The following is a 24,463-nucleotide window of genomic DNA, read 5'->3' as shown; positions in this document are numbered from 1 at the left end:
GCACCCTCTCAAATGTAAATAAAAATTGTTCGCGTTTTCGTAATTGTAGCCTGAACAGAATCATTCGTACAATACGGGTTGGAAAGCCGAGCCAACGAACGATGTCGCACGCAGCATAGATACCTACACGTCCGAGTGGGGTTTCGATAGATGACGAATTATTAATCACATGATTTAATAAACCATTGGGTTAGCCAGTCAGTTTTAGCTGCGACAACATGTCACACGAATGGATATATGGCAGTCATACGGTGTTTCAAATTGAGTACCATTTTGTCTGGTAACAAAGTATCGCTACAAGGTGCTGAATGGAGATATGACGGAGTGAATTCGGAACTTGGTGCTGGATAGGTCGTGCAAAATTTAATAAGATACCCATCTTTTTTTGCTAACTATTGATGTGTTAATGAATTCGACCCATTCCACGGCGCCACTTTTAATAGCAATACCATTCCTGGCAGTGCCAGCAGTGCGCACAGCAAAAAGAATCCCGTCCAGCCGATTGCTTCCACCAGCCAGCCAGTCGCTGCATTGGCGAAGGTGCGTGGCATAGCCGCAAGGCTGGTGAATAGCGCGAATTGCGTGGCGGTGTAGGCGGGGTGGGTGGTGCGCGCAATGAAGGCGACGAACGCGGCTGTACCGAGTCCCACGCCCAAAGCTTCTATGCCGATTACTATGGCGAGCTGAGTGAGTTCCACGGTGGTAATTTCGGCATGGAACCCCACAGATGCCAGCCAGAAAAAACCAAAGATTGATACCACTTGAACAACACCAAACAACCATAAGGCGCGATTGATGCCGATCCTTACCATCCATAATCCACCCAGCAAGCCGCCAATTACAGCGGGCCACAGTCCCGCATTCTTGGCGATCAGGCCGATCTGTGTTTTAGAGAATCCCATATCCATGTAGAACGGGGTGGCCAGTGCGGTGCACATGCTGTCGCCGAGTTTGTAAAAGAACAGGAAGGTGAGGATGAGCAGCGCACTTTTCCAACCTTGCCGAGTGATGAATTCGTGAAACGGTTCAACAACCGCATCACGCAGGGATTTTGGCGAGTTAGTATTCAGTGGTTCCTTCACCATTAGCGTCATCGCCATGCCGGGCAACATGAACAACGCTGTAATGATAAATACTATACTCCACGGCATAAAATCTGCCAGGATCAGTGACAGTGAACCCGGCACCAAGCCAGCGATGCGATAGGCATTTACATGCACCGCATTGCCCAATCCCAGTTCACTTTCCTCTAGCAGTTCGCGCCGATAGGCATCAAGCACGATGTCCTGAGTCGCGCTCAGAAATGCCAATAGCGTTGCAATGTAGGCAATAGTGTGTAGATCGCTTTGCGGCGAAAATGCACCCATCGAGGCAATTACTGCCAATAGACCCAGTTGGGTGAGCAGCATCCAGCCGCGCCGTCGCCCAAGGATAGGCAGGACATAGCGGTCCAGCAGGGGTGACCACAGGAATTTCCAAGTATAGGGAAACTGGATCAGCGCGAATAGGCCGATGGTTTTGAGATCAACGTGCTCACTCCGCAGCCAGGCGGGCACCAAATTGAACAACAGGTACAACGGAAGACCAGAGCTGAATCCTGTAAATATACAAATCAACATGCGCCGCGTGAACAGCTGCGCGATCACACTCATGAATTAAACAGCACGCTTGAAGCGATACACCGCTGTGCTACCTAGCAGATTAGGCAATAGTTTTATCTCGCTATCGCCTGTCATGACACGGCGGTCGAGAATATATATTTTATTGTCATGGCAGAATGTCTCAAAGTCATGCAGTGTGCACAGATGAATATTGGGTGTGTCATACCACTGATAGGGCAGATCTTCAGATACGGGCATATTGCCCTGCAATATGTTCATACGGTTCCGCCAGTAGCCGAAATTGGGAAAGCTGACGATACCCTCACGTCCCACGCGCAGCATTTCCTGCATCAGAGGTTCCGTGTGACGAGTGGCCTGTAGCGTCTGTGACAGGATGACATAATCAAAGGCATTGCTTTCAAAGCCGGAAAGTCCCGATTCCAAGTCGCCTTGAATTACATTCACCTGATTCCGAATACATGCCACGACATTATCGTCGCTGATTTCCACTCCGTAGCCCTGCACCTTGCTCGTACCCTGTAAATAGCGCAATAAGCTGCCGTCACCGCAACCCAAATCCAGCACTGAAGCGCCCTGCGGAATCCATGCTGCGATTGCAGCAAAATCAGGGCGGGTTGCGGCGAGTGTAGAGTGATCGTGCGTGCTCATGCAGTAAACTCGCTGGCAATATTGTCGAAGTAAGCGCGCATCACATCATGGTAATGCGTATGCTGCATAAGAAAAGAATCATGCCCGTGCGTCGAGGTAATCTCCGCGTAGCTGACTTTAAGGCGGTTATGAAGGAGTGCCTTGACGATGGCGCGCGAACGTTCCGGTGCAAAACGCCAGTCGGTGGTAAATGACAGAACTAAAAAGTTTGCGCGAGCAACGGCGAAAGCTTTATTCAGGTCATCATTGTATTCGCGGGCGGGATCAAAATAATCCAGCGCCTTGGTCATAAGCAAATAGGTGTTGGCATCAAAATAGGCGGCGAATTTATCGCCTTGGTAGCGCAGGTAAGACTCGATCTCGAACTCGATATCATAGCTGTAGCTGTACTTATCGGAGCGCAGGCCACGCCCGAATTTGTCCGCCATCGCATCGTTGGAAAGATAGGTGATATGCCCTAGCATGCGCGCCAAGCGCAAGCCACGCGTCGGCACCACGCCGTGTTCGTAATAATCACCGCCGTAGAAGTTTGGGTCAGTCAAAATCGCACTGCGTGCCACATCATTGAAAGCGATATTCTGTGCGGTCAGGCGAGGTGCCGAGGCGATCGCCAGTACATGGCGCACGCGCCCCGGATAGGCCAGCGACCATTGCAACGCTTGCATCCCGCCCAGGCTGCCGCCAATCACTGCAGCAAATTGATTAATGCCGAGTTTATCGGCCAGCTGAGCTTGCGACTTCACCCAGTCTTCCACTGTCACCACGGGAAAGCTTGCACCATAAGGTTTTCCCGTGTTGAGGTTGATGCTGATGGGCCCCGTGGAACCATTACATCCACCAAGATTATTCAGCCCGATGATGAAAAATTTTTGCGTATCGATAGGCTTGCCGGGACCGATCATCGTATCCCACCAACCGATGTTTTTTGGATCCTCCGCGTAATACCCCGCTACATGATGATGGCCGGAAAGCGCATGGCAGACGAGGACGGCGTTGGATTTATCTTTATTTAACGTGCCGTAAGTCTCATAAATCAGCTCATAACTGGGCAACACAGCCCCGCTTTTACATAAAAAAGGGGTGTTGAATTGTGCGTGTTGTGCACTGACGATGCCGACGCTATTTGATACGTTCAATTAAGAATCCCTAAAAACAAAACCCGTTCAGCTTGAGCGGAGCGGGTTGCTTCGCTTTAGCTGGAATTTTTAAAGTGCCCCGCAAGCTGATGTCAAATCGGCACTGTTATGTAGTTTCCGTGTTTTGCGCAGTACTGTCAATTTCGTTGCACCGTTCGTTGTATAGCCGATCTAATTCTGTAATTTTCTCCTATATAAAAAAAACAGATATGCAATTAAGAATTAATTGGTTCACGCAAGAAAAGAACCTCTCCAGAATGCACACCTCGCTCAAGAACATTCGCGACAAATTTGTTAATGCACTTCAACTTTAAAGGAAATTTAAGTGAATAAAATTATTATCACATCGACACTGGCATTGCTATTCACCGCAGTAAGTCCGCTCGTCCTGGCGGCAAACATCAAGTTGCTGAACGTCTCCTACGATCCAACGCGTGAGCTTTACCAGGAATTCAATGAAGCATTCGTCAAACACTGGAAAGCTCAGACCGGTGATGATGTCACCATCAAGCAATCGCATGGCGGCTCGGGTAAGCAAGCACGCGCCATTATCGATGGTCTGGAAGCAGACGTGGCGACACTAGCTCTGGCTTACGATGTGGACGTACTACAAACCAAGGCTGGTTTAATTCCGGCTAACTGGCAAACCCGCTTGAATCACAATAGCTCGCCCTATACATCCACCATCGTGTTTCTGGTACGCAAGGGTAATCCAAAAAATATTCGCGACTGGGATGATTTGATTAAACCCGGTGTATCTGTAATTACGCCTAATCCTAAAACTTCAGGGGGTGCGCGTTGGAATTATCTGGCAGCGTGGGGATATGCGTTAAAGAAGAATGGCAACAATCCAGCCAAGGCCAAGGAGTTTGTCGGCAAATTGTTTGCCAATGTGCCTGTATTAGATTCGGGTGCCCGTGGTTCCACAACTACATTTGTTGAGCGCGGAATTGGCGATGTATTGCTGGCCTGGGAAAACGAAGCTTCCCTTGCCGTCAAGGAACTGGGACCGGATAAATTTGACATCGTGGCACCTTCGTTGAGTATTCTGGCTGAGCCCCCCGTTACCGTGGTTGACAAGAACGTTACCAAACATGGCACACGTAAAGTGGCGGAGGCTTATTTGAACTATCTTTATAGCCCGGAAGGTCAGGAAATCGCGGCCAAAAATTACTATCGCCCTACGGATGTAAAAGTGGCCGCGAAATACGCCAAACAGTTCCCGAAACTGAACCTTATTACCATAGATGGTGAATTCGGCGGTTGGAGCAAGGCGCAAAAGGAACACTTTGCTGATGGCGGTGTGTTCGATCAGATTTATTCCAAAAAGTAACGGTAATGGATATCTGGCTGATTTGTCGAATGTGTTGTTAATTCCAATTTACAGAAATTGATTTTCCATTAACCAAGGAGTAGTTCATGGACACATACAACAAAGACGAATTGGCCGCTCAAGCAGTAAACACAAACAGCGAATTGAATAATTATCAAAGTGTTCTTCAATTCGTAATCGGGACCGATCAGGAGGAGTATTTAAATGTCGATGCGATATTGCAACAGTTAAATGGTTATTCGAACAGCCTGCTGCTCTATGAAATTCGGGCAGGTATAAATGCAATCACAGCTGCGCGATCTCACTTGGCAATTCAATGGGAGCACGCATGGCTAAATTAGCGAGCTCATTGCCGATGCAAATACGATATTACTAATACGAATATAACGATGTTCGATATCAGGACTGATATGCAGTCGGTTAGATATGACCAATTCCGGAGGAAAAATGAGCATCAAAACAATTAATACAAGGAATCAATTCAAGGGTAAGATTATTGAAATCGTGACCGGACCAGTCGTATCGGAAGTCGTGGTAGGAACGCCATTTGGTACGGTAACTTCAGTTATTACCACCCGTTCCATCAACGAGCTGGAGTTGAGCGTCGGCTCAGACGTAGTGGCATTAGTGAAATCTACCGAAGTATCAATTGCAAAATTATAACCGGAAGAATGAGATAAACAATCAAGGGTTATTTCCAGACTGACTGGACCACTGAATCTCCCATAATTTTAAGGAACGCCTGAATGAAAGCATTGCAGTTACACAAGAAAAAAACTTCCCGGTTACGGGTAATAGCCAGCCTGTTGGCTGGTACCGTACTAATAACGCCACTTATTGCCTTTGCGCAGGCAAATGAACCGGAGTTAAGCCAGCAGCAAGCCGAAGAATTGGACCAAAAAAGACGCATATCAGAACGACTACAGGAGATAGAAAAGGAAAATGCTTCCTTGAAAATTAAAGAATCGTCCAAAGCGGAAGCATCAAATACCACGGCAGCAAACCCCAGCTATTATGTTCCAATCCGTAGTTATGGGTTGCAGCGTGAAACTGAACCTCCTCGCTATGTCAGACAACTCAACAAGACATGGCTGAAAGATATAGATGGCTTGGACAATGTGGACTGGGTGGATTTGGGCCTGGAATCTCGAATTCGCTATGAATATCGTGACAATGATTTTCGACGTAATAAAGATGCTTTAGATACACCGATTTTACTTCGTAACCGCTTTTATGCTGCTGTTAAAAGTAAATTTGATCCGGTGCGCGCGACCATTGAAATTCAAGATTCGCGACGGTTTGGCAGTGTTTTCGCACCCGACAATAAGGATATAAATAAGCTTGATTTCATTCAAGGCTACGGAGAGCTGTATTTTAAAGATGCGCTAGGTAAAGATGATCTGGGTAACGACAGGCCTATCAGTGTGAAAGTTGGTCGCATGGCATTCGAGTTAACAGATAGACGCTTGGTTGCACGTAATGAATGGCGTAATACAACGAATTCCTTTCAAGGCTTACGGGCAACTTTAGGTCAGCAAAAAAGTGACTGGCAAGCAGACGTGTTTGCGCTGCAACCCATGGTTCGCTTGATAGAAACAACGGATCAAGCCGATCATGCTCAATGGTTCTATGGCGCTGTCGGGGATTGGCGCAAATGGTCCAAAATTGTCACACTGCAACCCTACTATTACTTGCTTCGACAAAATGGTAGTAAAGTTCAATATGCGTCGGATGGAACAATTGCTGCTGCCAGCGCTCACATAAACCGTGAAATCAACACGGGCGGGTTACGAGGTTATGGTGTTGTAGGCGATACAGGGCTTGATTATGACTTTAACTATGCTAAGCAATGGGGCAATGATGGCGGGCTGAACCAGGATGCTTACGCCTATAACCTGGAAGCAGGCTATACCGCCAAACATGCATGGAAGCCCCGCTTTAGTGGCAGTGTTGGCTTTGCCAGCGGGGATAAAAACCCAAAAGACGGTACCAGTCAACGCTTTGATCGTCTGTTTGGCTTTGCGAGGCCGTGGTCCAATAATGACTATATCCAAATGGAAAATATCCATGCCTCCAAGGTTCGCGTTGAGCTTAATCCGACCAGTAAATTAAAAATTGACTTTGGGTACAACTGGTATGAGTTAGCCAGTGCCACTGACCGCTGGAATGGTGGGGCTAACTTACGCGATACCACTGGTAAAAGTGGCAAAAACATAGGAGAAGAGTTCGATATTCGCGTGCGGTATCCAATTAGCAAATACATCGGGCTTAACGTGGGCTATGTATACTTCATGGCCGGTGACTTCACTAAAAAAACGTCCCAGCTAGTACAGCCCGGGCGTAAAGATAACTCAAGTTTTTTGTATGTTGAAACTTCACTCTATGCTTTTTAAAATTTTAACTATTTAATTTTAATGTATATATTTTATAGGCTCGATTTTCCTGCGGGGCACCTCTGTCCAGTTTCAGGGCAGATGTTATATCTGCCCTGTTTTTATAATAAAGAATGACAGAGGAAAAAACGGTTATAAAAGGCTATATGGCCGCAGAAGAATATGATGAAAGGAACAAGTGAAATGATGAAATATTTATTGCCAGTCTCCCTGTTACTTGCCATGTTAGTGACAGTTGTGCAACCCAGCTTTGCTGCCAAGGTGACGCTGCTAAATGCGTCCTATGATGTGTCGCGCGAATTTTATAAAAATTACAATCCGCTATTTATCAAATTTTGGAAACAAAAAACCGCAGATGATCTGACCATTAACCAGTCGCATGGCGGCTCCAGCAAACAGGCGCGGTCTGTTTTGGATGGGATGGAAGCAGATGTAGTGACGATGAACCAATCCATTGATGTAGACATTCTGGCCGACAAACATTTGGTTCCAGCCAATTGGGCTGAACGTTTGCCATACGGCAGTTCGCCTTTCAGCTCGACTTCAGTATTCCTGGTACGTAAAGGCAATCCCAAAGGCATCAAAAATTGGACTGACTTGGCGAAAACCGGCGTGTCGGTAATTATTGCCAATCCGAAAACCTCCGGCAATGGACGCTATGCTTATCTAGCAGCTTGGGGCTCAATCATCAAACAAGGGGGGAATGAAACGCAGGCAAGAGACTTGATAGCCAAGATTTTCGCCAATGTACCCATATTGGAATCCGGCGGCCGTGGCGCAACCACAGCCTTCGTACAACGCAATATCGGCGACGTGCTGGTTACCTTTGAAAACGAGGTGCAACTCATCAAACAGGAATATGGTGCTGACAAATTCGACATAGCATATCCGCCTGTCAGCATCGTAGCGGACCTGCCGGTGAGCGTGGTGGACAAAGTGGTGGACAAACGCGGTACGCGCAAAGTAGCGGAAGCCTATCTGCAACATCTGTATTCACCGGAAGCACAAGATATCGCCGCGCAACATGAATTGCGCCCACGTGATCCAGCGATTCTGGCGAAATATTCCAGCACCTTGCCGCCGCTCAAGCTATTCACCGTGAACGAAGTGTTTGGCAGCTTGAAACAAGCGCAGGCAGTGCATTTCAAAGATGGAGGCTTGTTCGACCAAATCTATTCCAGGAAATAAGGGTGTTTCGCCATGTCACAACTTTATCGCTTAAATGCACTACAGAATGAGCTACGCGATGTTCTAAGTCTCAGTCTCAGCGATTATAGACTTGAAGTTCAGGAAAACGATGTACGCGCGAACTTCATCGGTTTGGAATTGCGTAGCGTGTTTCAACCCATATTTAATTTGGCCACAAATACACTTTTGGGATATGAGGCATTGCTACGGGCATTCGATCTTGAAGGTAATGCTATCGCTCCGCCCACCGCGTTCAAACAGGCAGAGGTCGCCGAGAAGCTGGTAAAGTTTGATCGTTTATGCCGTACCTTGCACACGCTAAACTATTTAAACATGGGCCCAAGCAAAGAGCTGCTATTCCTCAATGTACATCCCGAGCTGCTAGTGGCAGTCAATTCGCATGGAAAAATATTCGAACAAGTATTGCATAATCATTCTTTGCCAACCGATAAAGTTGTTATCGAAATTAACGAAAGTGCAGTTAGTCAAGATAATTTGCTGAATGATGCCATTGCCAATTACCGTGAACGGGGCTACAAAATTGCCATTGATGATTTTGGTAAAGAACATTCCAATATCAACCGGCTGTGCAAATTCTCGCCTGACTATGTGAAACTTGATAGCAGTATTATTCACCTTGCAGAACACAACAACCGCATGCAACGCATTCTACCCAAGCTGGTCGAAATTATTAGTGAGCTGGGTGCGGAAGTAATTATTGAGGGTATTGAAACCCCAAGCCAACTTGAACTTGCACAACATGCTGGGGCGCAATGGGTGCAAGGCTATTTCCTTGGGCGTCCCGCGCCTGCGCTTAGCTGGGAACAAGTGGATTTGACCTTAAGCGTTGCAGCTTAAATATGTGCCGGTACTGGTTGTTATCAGTGTAGTCAAATCTATGTCGTGCCGTAGGTAAATTACGCGAGCGAGCTGAAAGTCCAATTCAATGCATTTTAGGAATGTAACTGAATGCAGCGACCCTAACAAACAGTGCAAAGCTGGAACTGATGGCAGCATCAATAAAGCCAATAAGCTGATGCTGTTTTACTGTGTTATCAAGTCTAGTTTAGTTAGGTTTACATAGCTTAAATACTGCAAAGAATATAATATCTTATTGGTTTTAAAAAAGAAGTTTATCTTTTAGACTGATTCCAACATACTAAATATGGGGAATCAAATGGCTGCATTAATTGTAGGGGGTGACAAAGTCGCAACTATCAAAGATGAACTTTTCGGTCGTGGTATTGTTGATATCGAACATTGGAACGGTCGCAAGCCTGGCGAGAAATCTCGGGTTATTCCAAAAAATACCGAGCTAATCGTAGTGGTAACAAATTTTATTAATCATAGTTTGGCAGCAAAAATAAAAAAAGAAGCCAAACGCCTCAATTTGCCCGTGATGTATAGCAAAAATTCTCGCCCATTTTTTTCATCCATTCAATAATACTTTCAACTATTGAAACGCAGATTAACAGGTGCATGTTGTACCTTGCGTTATTCGTTACCGTTTGAGACTAGTTCGGGAATGCAATAGAACAATTATTAATGGTTATTCGGATCCTGATAAATATCCTATATTATTTTTTTAAGATATTTTTAAGGTCTGCGAAAGGATTAAAGGTAGCCAGAGTTTCTGGGCTTTTACCATCGGAACGACCTACTGAGTCTTTAACTCGCGAGTGCTCATTTTCATGGCAATAGGTACATAAAAGCTCCCAGTTGCTACCATCCGTGGGATTATGGTCATGGTTGTTATTTTTGTGATGGACTTCTAATAACTGAAGATTCTCGCGGGTAAAGGTACGGGCACAGCGACCACAAACCCAAGGATACATCTTGAGTGCTTGCTCGCGATATCCCATAGCACGTTTTTCTGCGTTTTGACGTGCATCCAGCACGATTTTGTCCAGCTTACTATTCTTTAGCGTCATAAGTGTTCTTTAATAAAGGGGAATTAATCCGCACTACGGTGAATTCAGTCATCAATAAAATAGAGAATGTTTATTATAAGGAGAAATCATTCCGGTAGGTAACTCAAAAATTCACATAATCCGCGATTGACAGTTTCCGACAAATGCCCCTCCATTAAATCTAAAGATGCTAGTAATAAAAATTAAGGTAATATTGATACCCTATCCACTAATTGCTTGGATGATATTTGTATGTGTTAACAACATATTGTTCTATATGCTTTTTTCACGCTAACCAAAAAATTTATGGAGGAATTATGAAACGTTCTAAATATTATTTCTCATCTCGGATCACAATGGTTATATCCACTGTTCTAACGATCGCTATTTTTAGTCAAGCAGCTCAAGGAGCTCAAGGAGCTCAAGCAATTTGTAATGAGTGCGGTACGGTCACAGATGTGAAGACCATAAAAATTGAGGGACAGGGGAGCGGTGTTGGAGCTGTCACCGGTGGCGTCTTGGGTGGCGTAGTGGGTCACCAAGTGGGAGGGGGGAGAGGTCAAGATTTAGCAACTATTGGAGGGCTTGTAGGGGGTGCTTATGTCGGCCATCAGGTGGAGAAAAAATCAAAATCTGGAATCAGATATCACGTTCTCGTAGAGATGGAGGACGGCTCCAGCAAGACCTTCAAGTATTCTTCAAGAACTAGCTATCAGGTAGGAGATCGTGTCAAGGTAAAGAATGGCAAGCTGACTCGAGCATAAAGATTGCTTGAAGGGTGTTTCTGTATGGAACCCAGAAACTCACTTCATTGTTCAATAATACTGACTGTCGTCAAGTTTAGACCGGCGCATCCAGCAAAGCTCGTTCAGTTGGAATATTTCCTGCCATGCCTCATCTGGGAAGCCATCTCGATTCAGTCTCCCACCACCACGACCATTGGGTTGTAGCAGGTCGGTGAAATAGGCTTCGCAATGAGGTGAATCCCAGAGCTCAATAATTTTACTGAGGACATGAGGAAATCGTTTTTCAAGCATTTGCGGGTATGCATTTGGTAAACAATTGAGTGTTTCCATGACGATTTCTTTATTAAACATCATTTCACCTTTGCACTAATGGTCATCTTGTAGCTTTTACTTAGCTCAGAATACCGCGTATGTCTCTTGTAGAGTATGAAAGATCTTTCTACTTCTTGTTTAGCTTTTCTGATGGTGTCATGCCATAGGCATTGTGATCTACTACTAGCCAAGAATGGAACAGAGCTTCACAAGCATAAAATTATGCATCCAAAGTTGAAGAATAAGAAGGAAATTCATTCTAGATACCTGTCAAGTTAAATAAAACGAACTGCGGTTCAGACTGAGTTATCTTGAATTTCAGTGATTTAATGTAATTTTTATTAAAAAGTAATAAATATATAAATACTTTCTATCGCTGGCACCGAACGTCTTTCGAGTGAAGTTGGAGCTATAGAGTGCTCCAGAATGTTCCAAGGGCACTCTGCTGCCCCTTGTGTTAGGTTAGTGTAGTTGCTGCACAGTTGATGGAGTTTTGGGCTGTTAAATTAAGTGTAATGCTAATTGAGATTCCTATAAAATCATAATTGCAAGGGAAACCATGCGTATTCATGTAAAGCTTAAATTTTAGTGTATGCAAATAACTTTTATCAATTAACCGAGAAAAATCTATGGCCACTTATATGTACACCACGTCCGTACCCGTTTTCAAACAGCTACTGAACAGCCTCAGCGTTATTTTGACCAAGGCTGAAGCATACGCTATCGAGAAAAAATTTAAACCGACAGTATTGTTGGATGCACGGCTATTCCCTGATATGTTTCCCTTGAACCGCCAAGTGCAAATTGCCACCGATTTTGCCAAGAGTGTGTCAGCGCGGCTGGCAGGGGTTGAGGTACCTGCGTATGACGATAACGAACAAACCTTCGCCGAGTTACAGGAACGAATTGGCAAGACTTTGTCGTTTATCGAAAGTCTAACGCCCGCACAATTCGAAGGCAGCGAAACGCGTGAAATCGTGTTGCGCCCGGGCACACCCAAAGAGAAAAAAATGGTTGGCCACACTTACCTATCTAACTATGGTCTGCCGCAATTTTTCTTCCATGCCACCACGGCTTATGCGATCTTGCGGCACAATGGTCTGGAAGTCGGCAAAGGTGATTTTATGGGTGCTGAGTTACGATGATAATGGTCGTTCTTGAGAGTCTGAAAAGTGATTTGATGACAATCTGAAATATTTTTTTGTAAACATGATTACGTGTGCTCGCACAATCCAAGTTGTTAGTCAGTGAATGTGAAGGCGGGCAGGCTCCTAGTCTTACGATGTCACAAATGTAATTTTGGGTTTACATATCTAATGCGGAATTTTGTTTTGACTCAATTTGTTTAAATATGGACAAAATATATTTAGGCGATTCAAAAAAAGTGCGTCAGGGGAGCTGACGCACCAGAAGGGGAGCTTTCATGAAAAAACAGAACAAACTCACATTATTTCATAGGCCTACTTTCTTTGTTGAACTCATCTGAGCTCAATTTGCCGTCATGGTTGGTATCCAGCTCTTTGAATACTTGAATGGGCATTTTATTAGTTGTGGCTTCTTCCAAACTAACAGAGCTATCATTGTTTGTGTCGTAAGCTGCCCAAGACGGCGCACCTTCTTTTGTAACAGAATCAGCCTGAACAATGCCAATCGCGCCAATTAACAGCATGGAAGCAAGAGCTATTGATTGGGCCGCTTTATTTTGTAAAGTTGAAGAATAATTCATCTTTTTCCTTAATATCAGCTCAGCAATATTGCTGTATTGATAAACTAAGCATCTATCATGCCAATACTAATTAATTTTTTAATAAACAATTAATTAGTATTGTATTTTTGATATGTAGATGATACTAATACTAGATAATTGGAATATTTGTGTCGTTACATGGCAACAGAAAGTTTGCATGATAATTCTAACTACTTGAAATACAGTAAATGTTATTGTCGTCGAGAGCCGACGAATTAGAAATATCTATCTGGATATGTGAAAATTAAAATACTAAGTTTATAAATGTATCGCATACAACGTTCACGACGAAGGCAATTCAGGCTATACGATTGAGTTGCTGGCACGGGTTAAAACTTTAATAATTTCGTGCACTTGGAACTGAACGTCGTTCATATTTTTACAAAATATGTATATATTAATTCTCGTAATAAGGGTATGCAAAGTTCGCTGGGTCTACTTTAATTAATTTGGATATCCGCGGTATTTTATTTTTTAGTATGAAATTTTCAACTGCTTGCTGTTTATGTCCACGCTTGGCGAACTTTCTGGATGAGGTGCGCCAAACGCATCCAGATTACTATGCTCGCCCGGTGCCATCCTTTGGCGATGCGCAGGCGCGCCTGCTAATAGTGGGGTTGGCACCCGGTATGCACGGAGCGAATCGCACAGGTCGGCCATTCACCGGTGATTTTGCCGGAAAATTGCTGTATTCCACACTTTGTCAATTTGGTTTTGCCAACCAAGCCGAGCCTTTGGATGTGGCAGGCCATGCTAATGCCGAACTGATTTTAAGCGATTGCCGCATTACTAATGCTGTGCGTTGCCTACCGCCGCAGAACAAGCCGGAACCTGCCGAAGTACGACAATGCAATCAATATCTGGTGGCTGAACTGGCTTCTTTACCGTTAGGCGCAGTCGTGTTGGCTTTAGGGGCGATTGCTCATCTTGCGGTGTTGCGTGCGCTGGACTTGAAAATAAAAGACTATAAATTTTCGCATGGCATGCGACATGCATTGCCGAACGGCATAATGCTGTATGACAGCTACCATTGCAGCCGCTACAATACCCAGACCAAGCGCCTGACAGAGGCCATGTTTCATGCCGTTTTTAGCGCAATTGTTCTACATTTGCATAGCCGTGATCTAAATAATAACCTTGACCCAAACAACCGAGTTTGATCTTAAATCATTTGTTGCCAGTCTGCCCCTGCTGCCTGGTGTGTACCGTATGCTGGATAGCCAAGGGCAAGTGCTTTATGTCGGCAAAGCTGGACAGCTTAAAAAACGCGTCGCATCCTACTTCCAGAAAAAAAATATTTCACCACGCATTAGCTTGATGGTGTCGCATATTGCCCGTATTGAGGTGACGGTCACACGCTCCGAGGCTGAGGCTCTGCTGCTGGAAAATAACTTAATAAAAACATTAAAACCACGATATAACATACTTTTTAGAGATGATAAATCTTACCCATATATCGTCCTGACCGGGCATGGTTTTCCTCGTTTGGCTTATTATCGGGGCGCGACTGGTAAGCAACATCAATACTTCGGGCCTTACCCCAACTCACATGCCGCCAAGGAAAGTATACAGTTGCTGCAAAAAATTTTTCGCATCCGTACGTGCGAGGACAGCACATTTTCCAATCGTGCTCGTCCCTGTTTGTTGCATCAGATTCATCGTTGTACTGCCCCTTGTGTTGGATTGATTAGCCAGCAGAATTACGCAATCGATGTGCGCAATGCGAATTTGCTATTACAGGGCAAGCAGAGTGAGGTGGAAGGATTGCTGCGCCAAGGCATGGAGCAAGCGGCAGAGGCACAACATTACGAGCAGGCCGCTGCGCTACGCGACCAGTTGCATGCGCTGCATACGGTGCAGCAAAAGCAGTTCATGGAAAGTGGTCGTGCAACAGATGCGGACATCGTCGCTGTCGCTGAGCTGAACGGCGTGTTGTGTTTAAACTTGGCCATGGTGCGTGGCGGCAGACATCTCGGTGATAAGAGCTTTTTTCCGCAAAATGCCGAAGGGCAGGCGGCTGACGAAGTGTTGCATGCTTTTCTGGCACAGCATTATTTAAACCATAGCGTGCCGCCTCTTATTCTCACCAGCACGCCTCTCGCGGCAAATGCCTTGGAAGAATTACTTGGCGAGCAGGTCGGGCATAAGGTACAGATACGTCACAGTGCAAGTGGTGAGCGGCGACAATGGTTGGATATGGCGCTGAAAAATGCTCTGCTGACATTACACCAGCAAGCAGGCCAGCAGGCCGGGCAGCTTGCTCGACTGGAGAAATTGCGCGAAGTGCTTGCACTACCGCAACTGTCACGCATCGAATGTTTTGATATCAGTCACACCATGGGCGAAGCGACTGTGGCTTCCTGTGTCGTGTACGACAATTTGGCTATGCGTACTGCCGAGTATCGGCGCTACAACATTAGCGGTATTACTGGGGGAGACGACTATGCAGCCATGCGCCAAGCCTTGTTTCGTCGCTATCAAAAATTACAGGCGGGGGAAGGCAAGCGTCCCGATTTGATTTTGATAGATGGCGGTGCGGGTCAGCTAAGTGTGGCTTGTCAGGTGTTGGAACAACTAGGCCTGATGGAAATCCCCTTAATGGGCGTAGCCAAAGGCGTGGAGCGCAAGCCCGGGTTAGAGCAATTATTGCTTCCGCAGCATGAAAAACCGCTACAATTGTTGCCGGACAATCCAGCATTGCACTTGATTCAGCAGGTGCGCGATGAAGCGCACCGTTTTGCTATTAGGGGACACCGCGCTAAGCGCGGTAAAACGCGCACTACATCCATGCTGGAGGAGATCAGCGGGGTAGGAGAGAGGCGTAGGCGTAATTTGCTCGCTCGGTTCGGAGGTCTGCAGGGCGTGTACCAAGCCAGTTTGGAAGAGTTGGCGCAGGTAGAGGGTATTAGTCTGTCGCTAGCGGAAAAAATTTATCAACAATTGCATTGATCATGCCACTCAATATCCCAAATCTACTGACTTGGTTGCGCATTATGCTTATACCGGTGTTTCTCGGGGTGTTTTACCTGCCTGACACAACACTTTCTCTGCACCACAAGCATCTAGTCAGTACGATGATATTTGCGTTGGCTGCTCTCACAGATTGGCTAGATGGTTATCTGGCGCGTGCGCTCAATCAGACTTCCGCTTTTGGCGCATTTCTCGATCCGGTCGCTGATAAGCTGATGGTAGCTGCTGCATTGATTATGTTGGTAAAGCTTGGCTATGTGGATATGGTCATTGCTTTCATCATTATCGGTCGTGAAATTGCCATCTCTGCACTACGCGAATGGATGGCTCAGCTTGGTGAAAGCAAGAGCACCGCGGTTTCCATGCTGGGTAAGGTGAAAACTGTATTTCAAATGATTGCCATATTGTTGCTGCTTTGCCATGAATCGTTGGTTGGTTTACCTGCTAATGCATTAGGTACATTGTTGATTTATCTTGCTGCTATTTTGACATTGTGGTCAATGATTTATTACTTGAAACTTGCGTTGCCACAAATTGCACGCAAATAGAGGTGGGCATTATCTTGCATAAAAGGTCCCATTCTAGTGGCAAGGAGTGACACGACATAAAGTTTCGCCATTGGTCTATACAGAAATGAATATTTCATTAGGCCAGCGACAAATAACCCGAACATTATTGATTTTTTATCGCATGCGAGGTATAGTGCTCCGCTTTCGGGGTGTAGCGTAGCCTGGTAGCGCGCCTGCTTTGGGAGCAGGATGTCGGGAGTTCGAATCTCTCCACCCCGACCAGTATATCTTAGTGGTACAGAGTCGAATGGCTCCACAGGAAATTGTGCCCGTAGCTCAACCGGATAGAGCACCAGCCTTCTAAGCTGGGGGTTACAGGTTCGATTCCTGTCGGGCACGCCAACGACACATCTTGTTGATGTTTTACCCCGTGGTGGCTGTAGCTCAGTTGGTAGAGCCCCGGATTGTGATTCCGGTTGTCGTGGGTTCGAGCCCCATCAGTCACCCCATATATTCAAGCAGTTTCAGATTGATACTGGCTTACCTTGTAAGATGAAGTGCTGTTTTTGTAAGATTATTTCACCGCTTTGGATTTTCTACCGGCTCGATGGTTGTAACCTTGGCCCGGGATGCTCTCGGTTTTGTGGTCAGTCAGCTCACTTGCTTTTCTTCCATCCTCGATCAGATCTGTGACCGTTTTGCGCGGAAGTCATGGAATCTGTATCGTTCGTTGTTAATTTGACTTACGCGGTTGAATTTCCTATCCTTTGACGTCGATTCGCATCAAGTCTTCGCTGGCAGTCGCTGACGTTGCGTGTCAGGCATCATGGCGAGCTACCATTGGTTCAGTACAACACCAGTTGCGACCTTCGATGTGCCCCCGCAGACGCATGCCTTTCAGCTCGGGATAGATCTCGTTAAGGTCAGGGCATCGGGCCCGTCGAGAACGGGTGGGCATGAGCCAGTACCGCGCTGGACTAAATATACGTTTGGTTTCGTTTGAATTGTTTAAGCAGTGGAGCGCTTATGGACGGTTTGTTGGTTATTTTGCTTGAGACATTTATAGCGTTGTACTTATTACTGAGGATTGTGTGGGCAACTTGGCCGAAAGGAAAGCTCGAGCAGCCCGGTACGTAGGCTGTGGTTTTGAGCATTGACTACGACAAGCCGGAATAAGGAGGGAAGCCAATGAACCCCGATGATATCGAGCGCTTGGTCGCGCGCGCCGAGCATCTCATGTCGCTCTTTGAAGCCATACTGCCACCGGCGCCTCCGATGCCCGACTGGAGCGCGCTGGCCCAGCGCTGGCGTACGAATCAGGGCCGCGGCTGGCTTGAGCCGCTGCACGTTTTGCAACTCATTCATCTCTCTGACCTGAAGGATATCGACGATCAGAAAAAGCGCGTTGATGATAACACGCGCCAGTTTGTATGTGGCCAGCGCGCCAATAATGTATTGCTGACCGGAGCGCGCGGTACGGGTAAGAGTTCCATTGTCCGGGCTATGCTGACTGAATATTCGTCAGAAGGTCTGCGCGTGATCGAGGTCGACAAGACTGATTTGGTCGACTTGCCGCACATTGTTGATCTAGTGCGTAAGCGCTCCGAGCGCTTCATCATCTTCTGTGACGATCTGAGCTTCGAAGATGGTGAGCCGGGTTATAAGGCGCTCAAGACGGTGCTCGATGGCAGTTTCGCTTCTGTACCGGATAATGTGCTGATTTATGCCACCAGCAATCGCCGCCACCTTATGCCGGAGTACTTCTCCGAGAACCTGCAGATGACGCACGGTGACGACGGTGAGCTGCATCCCGGGGAAGCTGTAGAAGAGAAAGTTTCGTTATCGGATCGTTTCGGCCTGTGGGTGTCATTCTATAGCTTTAACCAGGAAGCCTATCTGCAGATCGTGCGACATTGGCTGAGTGTGTTCGGCGTCGATCTCAAGGACTGGGACGACGTGATCCGTCGTGAAGCGCTGCAGTGGTCGATGATGCGCGCGTCGCGCAGTGGTCGCGTGGCGTGGCAGTTCGCACGTGACTATTCTGGAAAAGCTGCGGGCTCACTACGAATTACATAGAGCCCTTTAAGTTTGGGTATTTAACCTTGGTACGGTTGCTTCATGGTTACGTTCAGCAGCAAGTAACATATACATTCCCGGTACAACGAATAGGGTAAACAATGTGCCTATCGATAAGCCGCTGGCGATCACTAAGCCCATATTAAAGCGGCTTTCTGCTCCGGCACCGCTGGCTGTGATAAGTGGCAAAACACCCAGTACCATGGCGGCAGTTGTCATTAGTATCGGGCGTAGACGTAAACCAGCAGCTTTCTCTATGGCATCACGCTTGTTCAGTCCTGTTTGTTGTAAATTATTGGCGAATTCCACAATCAAAATGCCATGTTTTGAGATAAGAGCAATGAGTGTTACCAAGCCAACTTCAGTGTAAATATTGAGCTTGGCATGCCCAATACCAAGATTGATAAAAATCAATGCTCCTGCAATAGACATGGGCACAGAGACTAAAATAACAAGAGGGTCGCGGAAGCTCTCAAATTGAGCCGCAAGTGCCAGGAAAATAATAATAATAGCAAAGAAAAAGGTAAGTAATAGTCCGCCAGATTCTTGTATAAATTGTCGTGAGGGGCCTGAGTAGTCATAGTTGTATCCAGCAGGTAAAGTTTCCTGCGCTAAAGTTTTGAGTCTTTCCAGTGCCTGACCTTGTGAAATAGTAGGAAAGGCCACCCCCTGTATGGTTGCCATATTTTGTTGCTGAAAGTGATTGATGGTTTCTGGTTCGGTACTGGTTTGCAGATGCGCTACCGTAGATAGTGGCACCATCTGTCCGCTTGCAGTACGCAGATAATAGTGTTTGAGTTGATCTGTATTAAGGCGGAAACGCTGTGCTACCTGAGGAATAACTTTATAAGACCGACCCTCAAGCGCGAAATAGTTCACATATCCACCGCCGAGCATGGCAGACAGGCCAGAGCCGATGTCCTGCATATTTAGCCCGAGCTGTGACGCCATATTGCGATCAATTACTACCGTAGTTTGGGGTAGGTCAATGCGCAAATCTGACTGCACGAAAATAAATTCGCCCGTTTTCTCAGCTTCTTGCAAGAACTTCTGGGATACATCGTAGAGCTTGGAGAATGGTTCGGTGGTAGTAATCACAAATTGTATTGGCAAGCCGCGTGCACCGGGCAGCGGAGGTGGCTGGAAAAGAGCATTTTGCGTGCCTGCAATTTCTCCCAATTCTTTTTGTACTTCGGGTTGTAGCTGCATGGAGGTTTTAGCACGCTCATCCCAAGGCTTGAGTACCATGCCGGTGATAACCTGTGTCGGCATATTTAGCTGGAAAATGTGATCTGTTTCCGGGTGAGCTTTGAAAACTTTCTGAATCTGTTCACCAAATATTTCTCGTTGCTGGAGTGTCGCATCCGGTGCGTTAAAAGAGGCTGCAATCAGCACACCTTGGTCTTCCTGCGGAGCGAGTTCAGACATCGAGGTGGTGTACAGAAAGTAAATTCCACCCATTACCACCAATGCGAATATGGCTATTACCGTGACGAAGTTGAGTGTGCCGTGCAGAGTTTTTTCATACCGAACGTGTAACCGTTCAAATTGTTTATCCAACCATATTTCTAAACGATCTTGCCAGTTACCCCCCTCGCGCTTAGGTGAGCGTAGAAGGCGCGAACACATCATCGGTGAAAGTGTCAGCGCTATCACGGCGGACATAGTCACAGCGCCGACCAGAGTAAAAGCAAATTCGGTAAACAGGGCGCCAGTGAGGCCACTCATAAAGCCTATCGGTACATATACCGCAACAAGCACGATGGTCATTGCAATAATAGGATTAGCGAGTTCACGCGCCGCCTTCGTCGCTGAGTCAAAAGGTGATAGTCCTTCTTCCAGATGACGATTTACGTTTTCTACTACGATGATGGCATCGTCTACCACTAGCCCGATGGCAAGTACGAGAGCTAAGAGTGTGAGCAGGTTGATGGAATAGCCCAGGGCCAGCATTACTGAGAAAGTGCCTATCAGTGAAAGGGGTATCGCAATCACCGGAATCAGTACCGAGCGCAGCGAGCCCAAGAAAACAAATACCACTGCAGTGACAATGAGGACAGCTTCCACAAGCGTTTTTACGACCTCGTTAATCGACGAATTGACGAATTTGGTCGAGTCATAAACGATATTGCTATTCATACCCTGCGGTAGCTGTGCCTGAATTTCAGGCATCACTTTGCGTACTCGAGCAATCACATCCAACAGATTGGCACCTGGCGCAACCTGAATACCCACGTATACCGCTTTTTTACCGTCAAAAGATACGCTGGTGTCATAGTCATCTGCGCCTAAAGTAACATTCGCTACGTCTGCTAAGCGCACTACCGAGCTGCCTTGTTGCTTGATGATCATTTGCTTGAATTCCTCTACTGAATGCAGCGCAGTAGATGCATTCAGGTTGATCTGCACCATTTGTCCCTTGGATTGGCCGCTGGATGAGAGAAAGTTGTTTGCAGCCAAAAGACTATAGATATCGGCAGCGGTGAGACCCACAGCGGCGAGTTTTTGTGGATCAAGCCATGCCCGCAAGGCGAAGTTTTTTGCACCCAGCAATTCGGCAACTTGTACGCCTTCAATCGCTTGTAGCTTGGGTTGAACGGACCGCACGAGATAGTCAGTGACTTGGTTAGGTTTGAGAACATCACTGTAGAAACCGATGTACATCGCATCGATGGTCTGTCCGATGCTAACAGAAAGTGTGGGTTTTTGCGCCTGTGGTGGCAATTGATTAAGAACGGCATTCACCTTGGTGTTAATTTCGGTTAAGGCATTGCTTGAATCATAATTTAATCGAAGATTGGCACTAATAGTGCTCACTCCCTGGGTACTGCTGGAGGTCATGTAATCAATACCGTTGGCCTGAGCGACTGCATTTTCTAGGGGAGTGGTGATGAAACTAGCTACCAGATTGGCATCGGCGCCGGGATAAGCCGTGTTGATGGTGACTACCGCGTTTTGGGTGTAAGGATATTGCAGTACCGGCAATGAGGCCAGCGAGCGTAATCCCAGCACCAGTATTACCAGGCTAATGACGGTTGCCAGAACTGGGCGTTCGACGAAAATGTCAGTAAATTTTCTAATCGCAGCGCCAGCAGTGTTGTTCATTCGTCTTTTACCTGTGGATTGGGATTGTTCGACGGTTGCAAGCTATTATTTATAAATATCGGCGTGCCATTGCGTAGCTTGAGTTGACCCGAAGTGACTACAACTTCATTCACTTGCAGACCGCTAATTACTGCCACTTGATCACCGCGCGTAACGCCGGTAGTGACAAAACGCTGCTCGGCTACCAGCTTAGGCTTGCCATCGGCTCCCTTTCCTTCATTTTTCACTAAAAACACGGTGCTGCCATAAGGGTTATAAGCAATGGCTGAATTTGGCAGGGTGACGTACTGTTTTTCCTCCCCTCTCTTTACCCGCGCCGTAGCAAATAATCCGGGTAGTAATTCACCATTAGGATTGGCAATGCTTGCTCGTACTTTGAGATTACGTGTGGATATATCCACCTGCGGTTCAATCGCGGAAATGGTACCGGTGAAAGCTTTGTTCGGAAATGCATTGGTTTGCACAGTGACGCTCTCGCCGACATGAATCAAGTCAATCTGGGCCTGTGGCACCGTAAAGTCCAGATACATGGGGTCGAGTTTTTGTAGATTTACAAGCGCAGTGCCTGGCGCCAGATATTGGCCAAGATCTACTTGGCGTATACCCAGCTGGCCAGAAAAGGGAGCGCGAATACTTTTCTGTGCAATGATTGCTTCTTGCATCGTTACCTGCGCTAAGGCACTTTTCAAATTGGCTGCCGAAATATCTACTGCAGCTTGGCTGACCGCCTGCATTTTGAGTTGAGCCAGGTCGCGGTCGAAAGTCTGTTTGGCGAGCCGGACGGCAACCTTGAGCTGCTCGAGCTGAGCTTTAAGCGGTGCGGCATTCAGTTCTAATATCAGCTGGCCCGTTTTCACCATTGCTCCAGAATCAAAGTGTATGGCTGTGACTATGCCGCTGACCTCGGCTGCCAGGCTGGTGCCATTAGAAGCACGCAGATTGCCTACCGCTTCGACTGAAGGTTGCCAAGTGGATGTTTGTGCTACGGTGGTAGATACACTTTGCGGTGGGTTAGCCTGTCTTTTGATAGACTGTTGTATCATTTTGTTGCGAAATTGTTGAAAAGCATAAATTCCGCCGAATATTATTGCAGCTATGAGCAGCATGATGATCATGCGCTTGGTCGTTCCTTTAGTCATGAAAATACTCCATGCTCACTTTGGGTTCAAAAGATGCCGCACAAAACCTTTGTGCTCGGTATTTTGCATTGCTAATTGAGTATGCTGCGGCGGTATCTCCGCCCGTTGCTTTGATGCGGCAACCCAGCCACCACCCATAGCCTGATAAAGCGCTGCGGTATCCGTCAAACGCTGAACTTGCGCGGCAATTAAGTTAATCTGAGTTTGTTGCGCCTGTTGTTGCGCGGTAAGTAGCTGCAAATAATTCACTCCACCTAATAAAAATTGCTGTTGGATAAGATTAAGCGATGCTTGTGCCGATGCATCGGCGGCGGCTTGTGCTTGTAATATTTGCGCGTCATTGTCTAGTGCACGCAGAACGTCAGCAACATTACGTAAAGCTTGCAACACGGTTTGGCGATAGTTAGCTGTTGCTGCATTGAAACCAGCTTCTGCTGATTTAATCCCAGCTTTGAGGCCGGCATTGAACAATGGCTGCGTTACTTGACCTACCAAACTCCAAATCATTGATCCGGCTCCGAATAAGCTGGATGCAGCAAGAGCCTGCGAGCCCAGAGTAGGAGACAAGTTAATTTGCGGATAGCCAGTGGAGACTGCTACTCCATATTGTGCATTTGCTACATGCAACAAGGCCTCAGACGCCTGAATGTCAGGACGCTGACGCACCAGTTCTGAAGGTATGATAAGAGGAAGGTCTGCCGGCAAATTAAAATCTGCTAAAACAAATTTAGGTATTTGCGCCGTGCCGGGTAGTTGACCCACTAACACAGCAAGCAAGTGATTTGTTTTCTCAAGATTGTTACGCAAAAGCGGAATGCTAGCGCGGGTTTGCTCTACCTGGGTAAGTAAAGCAAATTCGTCACTGCGCGGCACAGCCCCCAGTTGGAAGCGTTGTCTCGTAATATTCAGCTGTTTTTTTTGTGCTGCCAAAATGGCCACAGTGGCCTTAATCTGTGCGGTAAATTGTGCCTGTGACATTGCAGTAGTCGTGATATTGGCAGCAAGCGTAAGTCGCGCACCTTCAAACTGGTAACGTTGATAGTCAGCCTGCGCAGCAAAAGATTCGAGCGCGCGGCGGTTGCCCCCGAACAGATCGAGGTTATAACTAACCGTTACGCCAGCGTTATACAAATCGAATATTTTGCTCCCGCCGGGCTGACCAAAAATTGAAGGATTGAACTTTTGACGCTGTGCACCCAGCTTGGCATTCACCTGGGGGTACTGCAAGGAACCCGCTTGCGCAGCATAGGTTTGCTGTGCTTGAAACAAAGTAGCTTGCGCCGCATCTAACGTTGGACTGGCGTTTAGGGCTTGGTCGATGAGCGCATTAAGTTTGGGCGAGCCAAAATTCTGCCACCAATTCACGGGTACATCTTTCCCGACTACGAAATGTTGTGCTCCGCCAAAGTTACCTTGTGCTGTTGCAGTTTGCAGCGGTAATTTTTGGGTGGTGTAGCTTGTCACAGCGGGCGGGTCAGGTTGCTTAAAATCAGGCCCTACGCTCGTACAACCAAACAGCGATAGTGTACCTCCCCATAGCAACCCTGCGGTTAGCCGTGAAATAAATCTTATAAAGGCTGGGCAGCTCTTTATATATAAATTTTTATCTTTAAATTGCAAACCGGGAAC

The 24,463-nt window shown here is 46.7% G+C and carries 22 protein-coding genes, 3 tRNA genes and 1 pseudogene; 17 read left to right on the top strand and 9 right to left on the bottom strand.

Annotated elements, in window-relative coordinates; all coding sequences use genetic code 11:
* Positions 1-218: 218 nt before the first annotated feature.
* A pseudogene (locus MKZ32_RS09490) lies at positions 219-319 on the top strand (transposase); the annotation flags it as partial.
* Between the two features lie 73 nt (positions 320-392).
* Here MKZ32_RS09490 and MKZ32_RS09485 read toward each other — a convergent pair.
* The 3 genes from MKZ32_RS09485 to metX are packed head-to-tail and all read right to left on the bottom strand — an operon-like array spanning position 393 to position 3,406.
* Positions 393-1,652, bottom strand: coding sequence for an AmpG family muropeptide MFS transporter (locus MKZ32_RS09485; protein ID WP_239797046.1), 1,260 nt, complete (start codon positions 1,650-1,652; stop codon positions 393-395).
* A 3-nt stretch (positions 1,653-1,655) separates the two neighbouring features.
* The gene (metW, locus tag MKZ32_RS09480) at positions 1,656-2,270 is read right to left on the bottom strand and encodes a methionine biosynthesis protein MetW (protein WP_239797045.1); all 615 of its coding nucleotides are present in this window, start codon (positions 2,268-2,270) and stop codon (positions 1,656-1,658) included.
* Entirely contained in the window at positions 2,267-3,406 is a 1,140-nt protein-coding gene (metX, locus tag MKZ32_RS09475; protein ID WP_239797044.1) for a homoserine O-succinyltransferase MetX, read from the bottom strand. The genes metW and metX overlap by 4 nt, the downstream gene beginning before the upstream one ends.
* 334 nt (positions 3,407-3,740) lie before the next feature.
* Here metX and MKZ32_RS09470 point away from each other — a divergent pair, with 334 nt between their 5' ends.
* The 7 genes from MKZ32_RS09470 to MKZ32_RS09440 all read left to right on the top strand — a co-directional run bounded on the left by MKZ32_RS09470 (position 3,741) and on the right by MKZ32_RS09440 (position 9,764).
* A complete protein-coding gene (locus MKZ32_RS09470) occupies positions 3,741-4,739 on the top strand; it encodes a sulfate ABC transporter substrate-binding protein (RefSeq protein WP_275584321.1) in 999 nt (332 codons plus the stop codon).
* A gap of 86 nt (positions 4,740-4,825) precedes the next feature.
* Positions 4,826-5,080 (top strand): hypothetical protein, encoded by a 255-nt coding sequence (locus tag MKZ32_RS09465; protein ID WP_239797043.1) that lies wholly within the window; start codon positions 4,826-4,828, stop codon positions 5,078-5,080.
* A gap of 106 nt (positions 5,081-5,186) precedes the next feature.
* On the top strand, positions 5,187-5,402 hold the full coding sequence (locus MKZ32_RS09460) for a TOBE domain-containing protein (protein WP_239797042.1): 216 nt from the start codon (positions 5,187-5,189) through the stop codon (positions 5,400-5,402).
* A gap of 83 nt (positions 5,403-5,485) precedes the next feature.
* On the top strand, positions 5,486-7,132 hold the full coding sequence (locus tag MKZ32_RS09455; RefSeq protein WP_239797041.1) for an alginate export family protein: 1,647 nt from the start codon (positions 5,486-5,488) through the stop codon (positions 7,130-7,132).
* 183 nt (positions 7,133-7,315) lie between these two features.
* On the top strand, positions 7,316-8,320 hold the full coding sequence (locus MKZ32_RS09450) for a sulfate ABC transporter substrate-binding protein (protein ID WP_239797040.1): 1,005 nt from the start codon (positions 7,316-7,318) through the stop codon (positions 8,318-8,320).
* 12 nt (positions 8,321-8,332) lie between these two features.
* A complete protein-coding gene (locus tag MKZ32_RS09445; RefSeq protein ID WP_239797039.1) occupies positions 8,333-9,178 on the top strand; it encodes an EAL domain-containing protein in 846 nt (281 codons plus the stop codon).
* Positions 9,179-9,497: 319 nt separating this feature from the next.
* Entirely contained in the window at positions 9,498-9,764 is a 267-nt protein-coding gene (locus tag MKZ32_RS09440; RefSeq protein ID WP_239797038.1) for a DUF2325 domain-containing protein, read from the top strand.
* 133 nt (positions 9,765-9,897) lie between these two features.
* Here the strand turns inward: MKZ32_RS09440 and MKZ32_RS09435 are convergent, their stop codons facing one another.
* Positions 9,898-10,251: a YajD family HNH nuclease gene (locus MKZ32_RS09435; protein ID WP_275584285.1), complete on the bottom strand. Its 354-nt coding sequence runs from the start codon at positions 10,249-10,251 to the stop codon at positions 9,898-9,900.
* Between the two features lie 296 nt (positions 10,252-10,547).
* Between MKZ32_RS09435 and MKZ32_RS09430 the strand changes: the two genes are divergently transcribed.
* Positions 10,548-10,994, top strand: coding sequence for a glycine zipper 2TM domain-containing protein (locus tag MKZ32_RS09430; RefSeq protein WP_239797037.1), 447 nt, complete (start codon positions 10,548-10,550; stop codon positions 10,992-10,994).
* Positions 10,995-11,045: 51 nt separating this feature from the next.
* On the opposite strand, the gene MKZ32_RS09425 is transcribed toward MKZ32_RS09430, so the two are convergent.
* On the bottom strand, positions 11,046-11,330 hold the full coding sequence (locus tag MKZ32_RS09425) for a hypothetical protein (RefSeq protein ID WP_239797036.1): 285 nt from the start codon (positions 11,328-11,330) through the stop codon (positions 11,046-11,048).
* Between the two features lie 587 nt (positions 11,331-11,917).
* On the opposite strand from MKZ32_RS09425, the gene MKZ32_RS09420 reads away from it, so the two are divergent.
* Positions 11,918-12,433: a DUF1993 domain-containing protein gene (locus MKZ32_RS09420; protein ID WP_239797035.1), complete on the top strand. Its 516-nt coding sequence runs from the start codon at positions 11,918-11,920 to the stop codon at positions 12,431-12,433.
* A gap of 302 nt (positions 12,434-12,735) precedes the next feature.
* On the opposite strand, the gene MKZ32_RS09415 is transcribed toward MKZ32_RS09420, so the two are convergent.
* Positions 12,736-13,014 (bottom strand): PLC family EF-hand domain-containing protein, encoded by a 279-nt coding sequence (locus MKZ32_RS09415; protein WP_239797034.1) that lies wholly within the window; start codon positions 13,012-13,014, stop codon positions 12,736-12,738.
* 500 nt (positions 13,015-13,514) lie between these two features.
* On the opposite strand from MKZ32_RS09415, the gene MKZ32_RS09410 reads away from it, so the two are divergent.
* From MKZ32_RS09410 to MKZ32_RS09380, 7 genes are all read left to right on the top strand, one after another.
* Positions 13,515-14,195 (top strand): uracil-DNA glycosylase, encoded by a 681-nt coding sequence (locus tag MKZ32_RS09410; RefSeq protein WP_239797033.1) that lies wholly within the window; start codon positions 13,515-13,517, stop codon positions 14,193-14,195.
* Positions 14,173-15,984, top strand: a complete 1,812-nt coding sequence (gene uvrC / locus MKZ32_RS09405) for an excinuclease ABC subunit UvrC (RefSeq protein ID WP_275584284.1) — start codon at positions 14,173-14,175, stop codon at positions 15,982-15,984. Before MKZ32_RS09410 ends, uvrC begins: the two co-directional genes overlap by 23 nt.
* A gap of 2 nt (positions 15,985-15,986) precedes the next feature.
* The gene (gene pgsA / locus MKZ32_RS09400) at positions 15,987-16,553 is read left to right on the top strand and encodes a CDP-diacylglycerol--glycerol-3-phosphate 3-phosphatidyltransferase (protein ID WP_239797032.1); all 567 of its coding nucleotides are present in this window, start codon (positions 15,987-15,989) and stop codon (positions 16,551-16,553) included.
* Positions 16,554-16,719: 166 nt separating this feature from the next.
* Positions 16,720-16,796, top strand: a tRNA-Pro gene (locus MKZ32_RS09395).
* A gap of 43 nt (positions 16,797-16,839) precedes the next feature.
* A tRNA-Arg gene (locus tag MKZ32_RS09390) sits at positions 16,840-16,916 on the top strand.
* Positions 16,917-16,947: 31 nt separating this feature from the next.
* Positions 16,948-17,023, top strand: a tRNA-His gene (locus MKZ32_RS09385).
* A 679-nt stretch (positions 17,024-17,702) separates the two neighbouring features.
* Complete coding sequence (locus tag MKZ32_RS09380; protein WP_239797031.1) at positions 17,703-18,590, top strand: ATP-binding protein; 888 nt, start codon at positions 17,703-17,705, stop codon at positions 18,588-18,590.
* Positions 18,591-18,596: 6 nt separating this feature from the next.
* Here MKZ32_RS09380 and MKZ32_RS09375 read toward each other — a convergent pair whose 3' ends face one another.
* The 3 genes from MKZ32_RS09375 to MKZ32_RS09365 are packed head-to-tail and all read right to left on the bottom strand — an operon-like array spanning position 18,597 to position 24,454.
* Complete coding sequence (locus tag MKZ32_RS09375) at positions 18,597-21,695, bottom strand: efflux RND transporter permease subunit (RefSeq protein WP_239797030.1); 3,099 nt, start codon at positions 21,693-21,695, stop codon at positions 18,597-18,599.
* Complete coding sequence (locus tag MKZ32_RS09370) at positions 21,692-22,834, bottom strand: efflux RND transporter periplasmic adaptor subunit (RefSeq protein ID WP_239797029.1); 1,143 nt, start codon at positions 22,832-22,834, stop codon at positions 21,692-21,694. The genes MKZ32_RS09375 and MKZ32_RS09370 overlap by 4 nt, the downstream gene beginning before the upstream one ends.
* A gap of 15 nt (positions 22,835-22,849) precedes the next feature.
* A complete protein-coding gene (locus MKZ32_RS09365) occupies positions 22,850-24,454 on the bottom strand; it encodes an efflux transporter outer membrane subunit (protein WP_478210036.1) in 1,605 nt (534 codons plus the stop codon).
* Between the last annotated feature and the right edge of the window lie 9 nt (positions 24,455-24,463).

Source organism: Candidatus Nitrotoga arctica, from assembly GCF_918378365.1.
Classification (GTDB): Bacteria; Pseudomonadota; Gammaproteobacteria; order Burkholderiales; family Gallionellaceae; genus Nitrotoga; species Nitrotoga arctica.
This window is presented reverse-complemented; position numbering and strand designations above follow the sequence as displayed.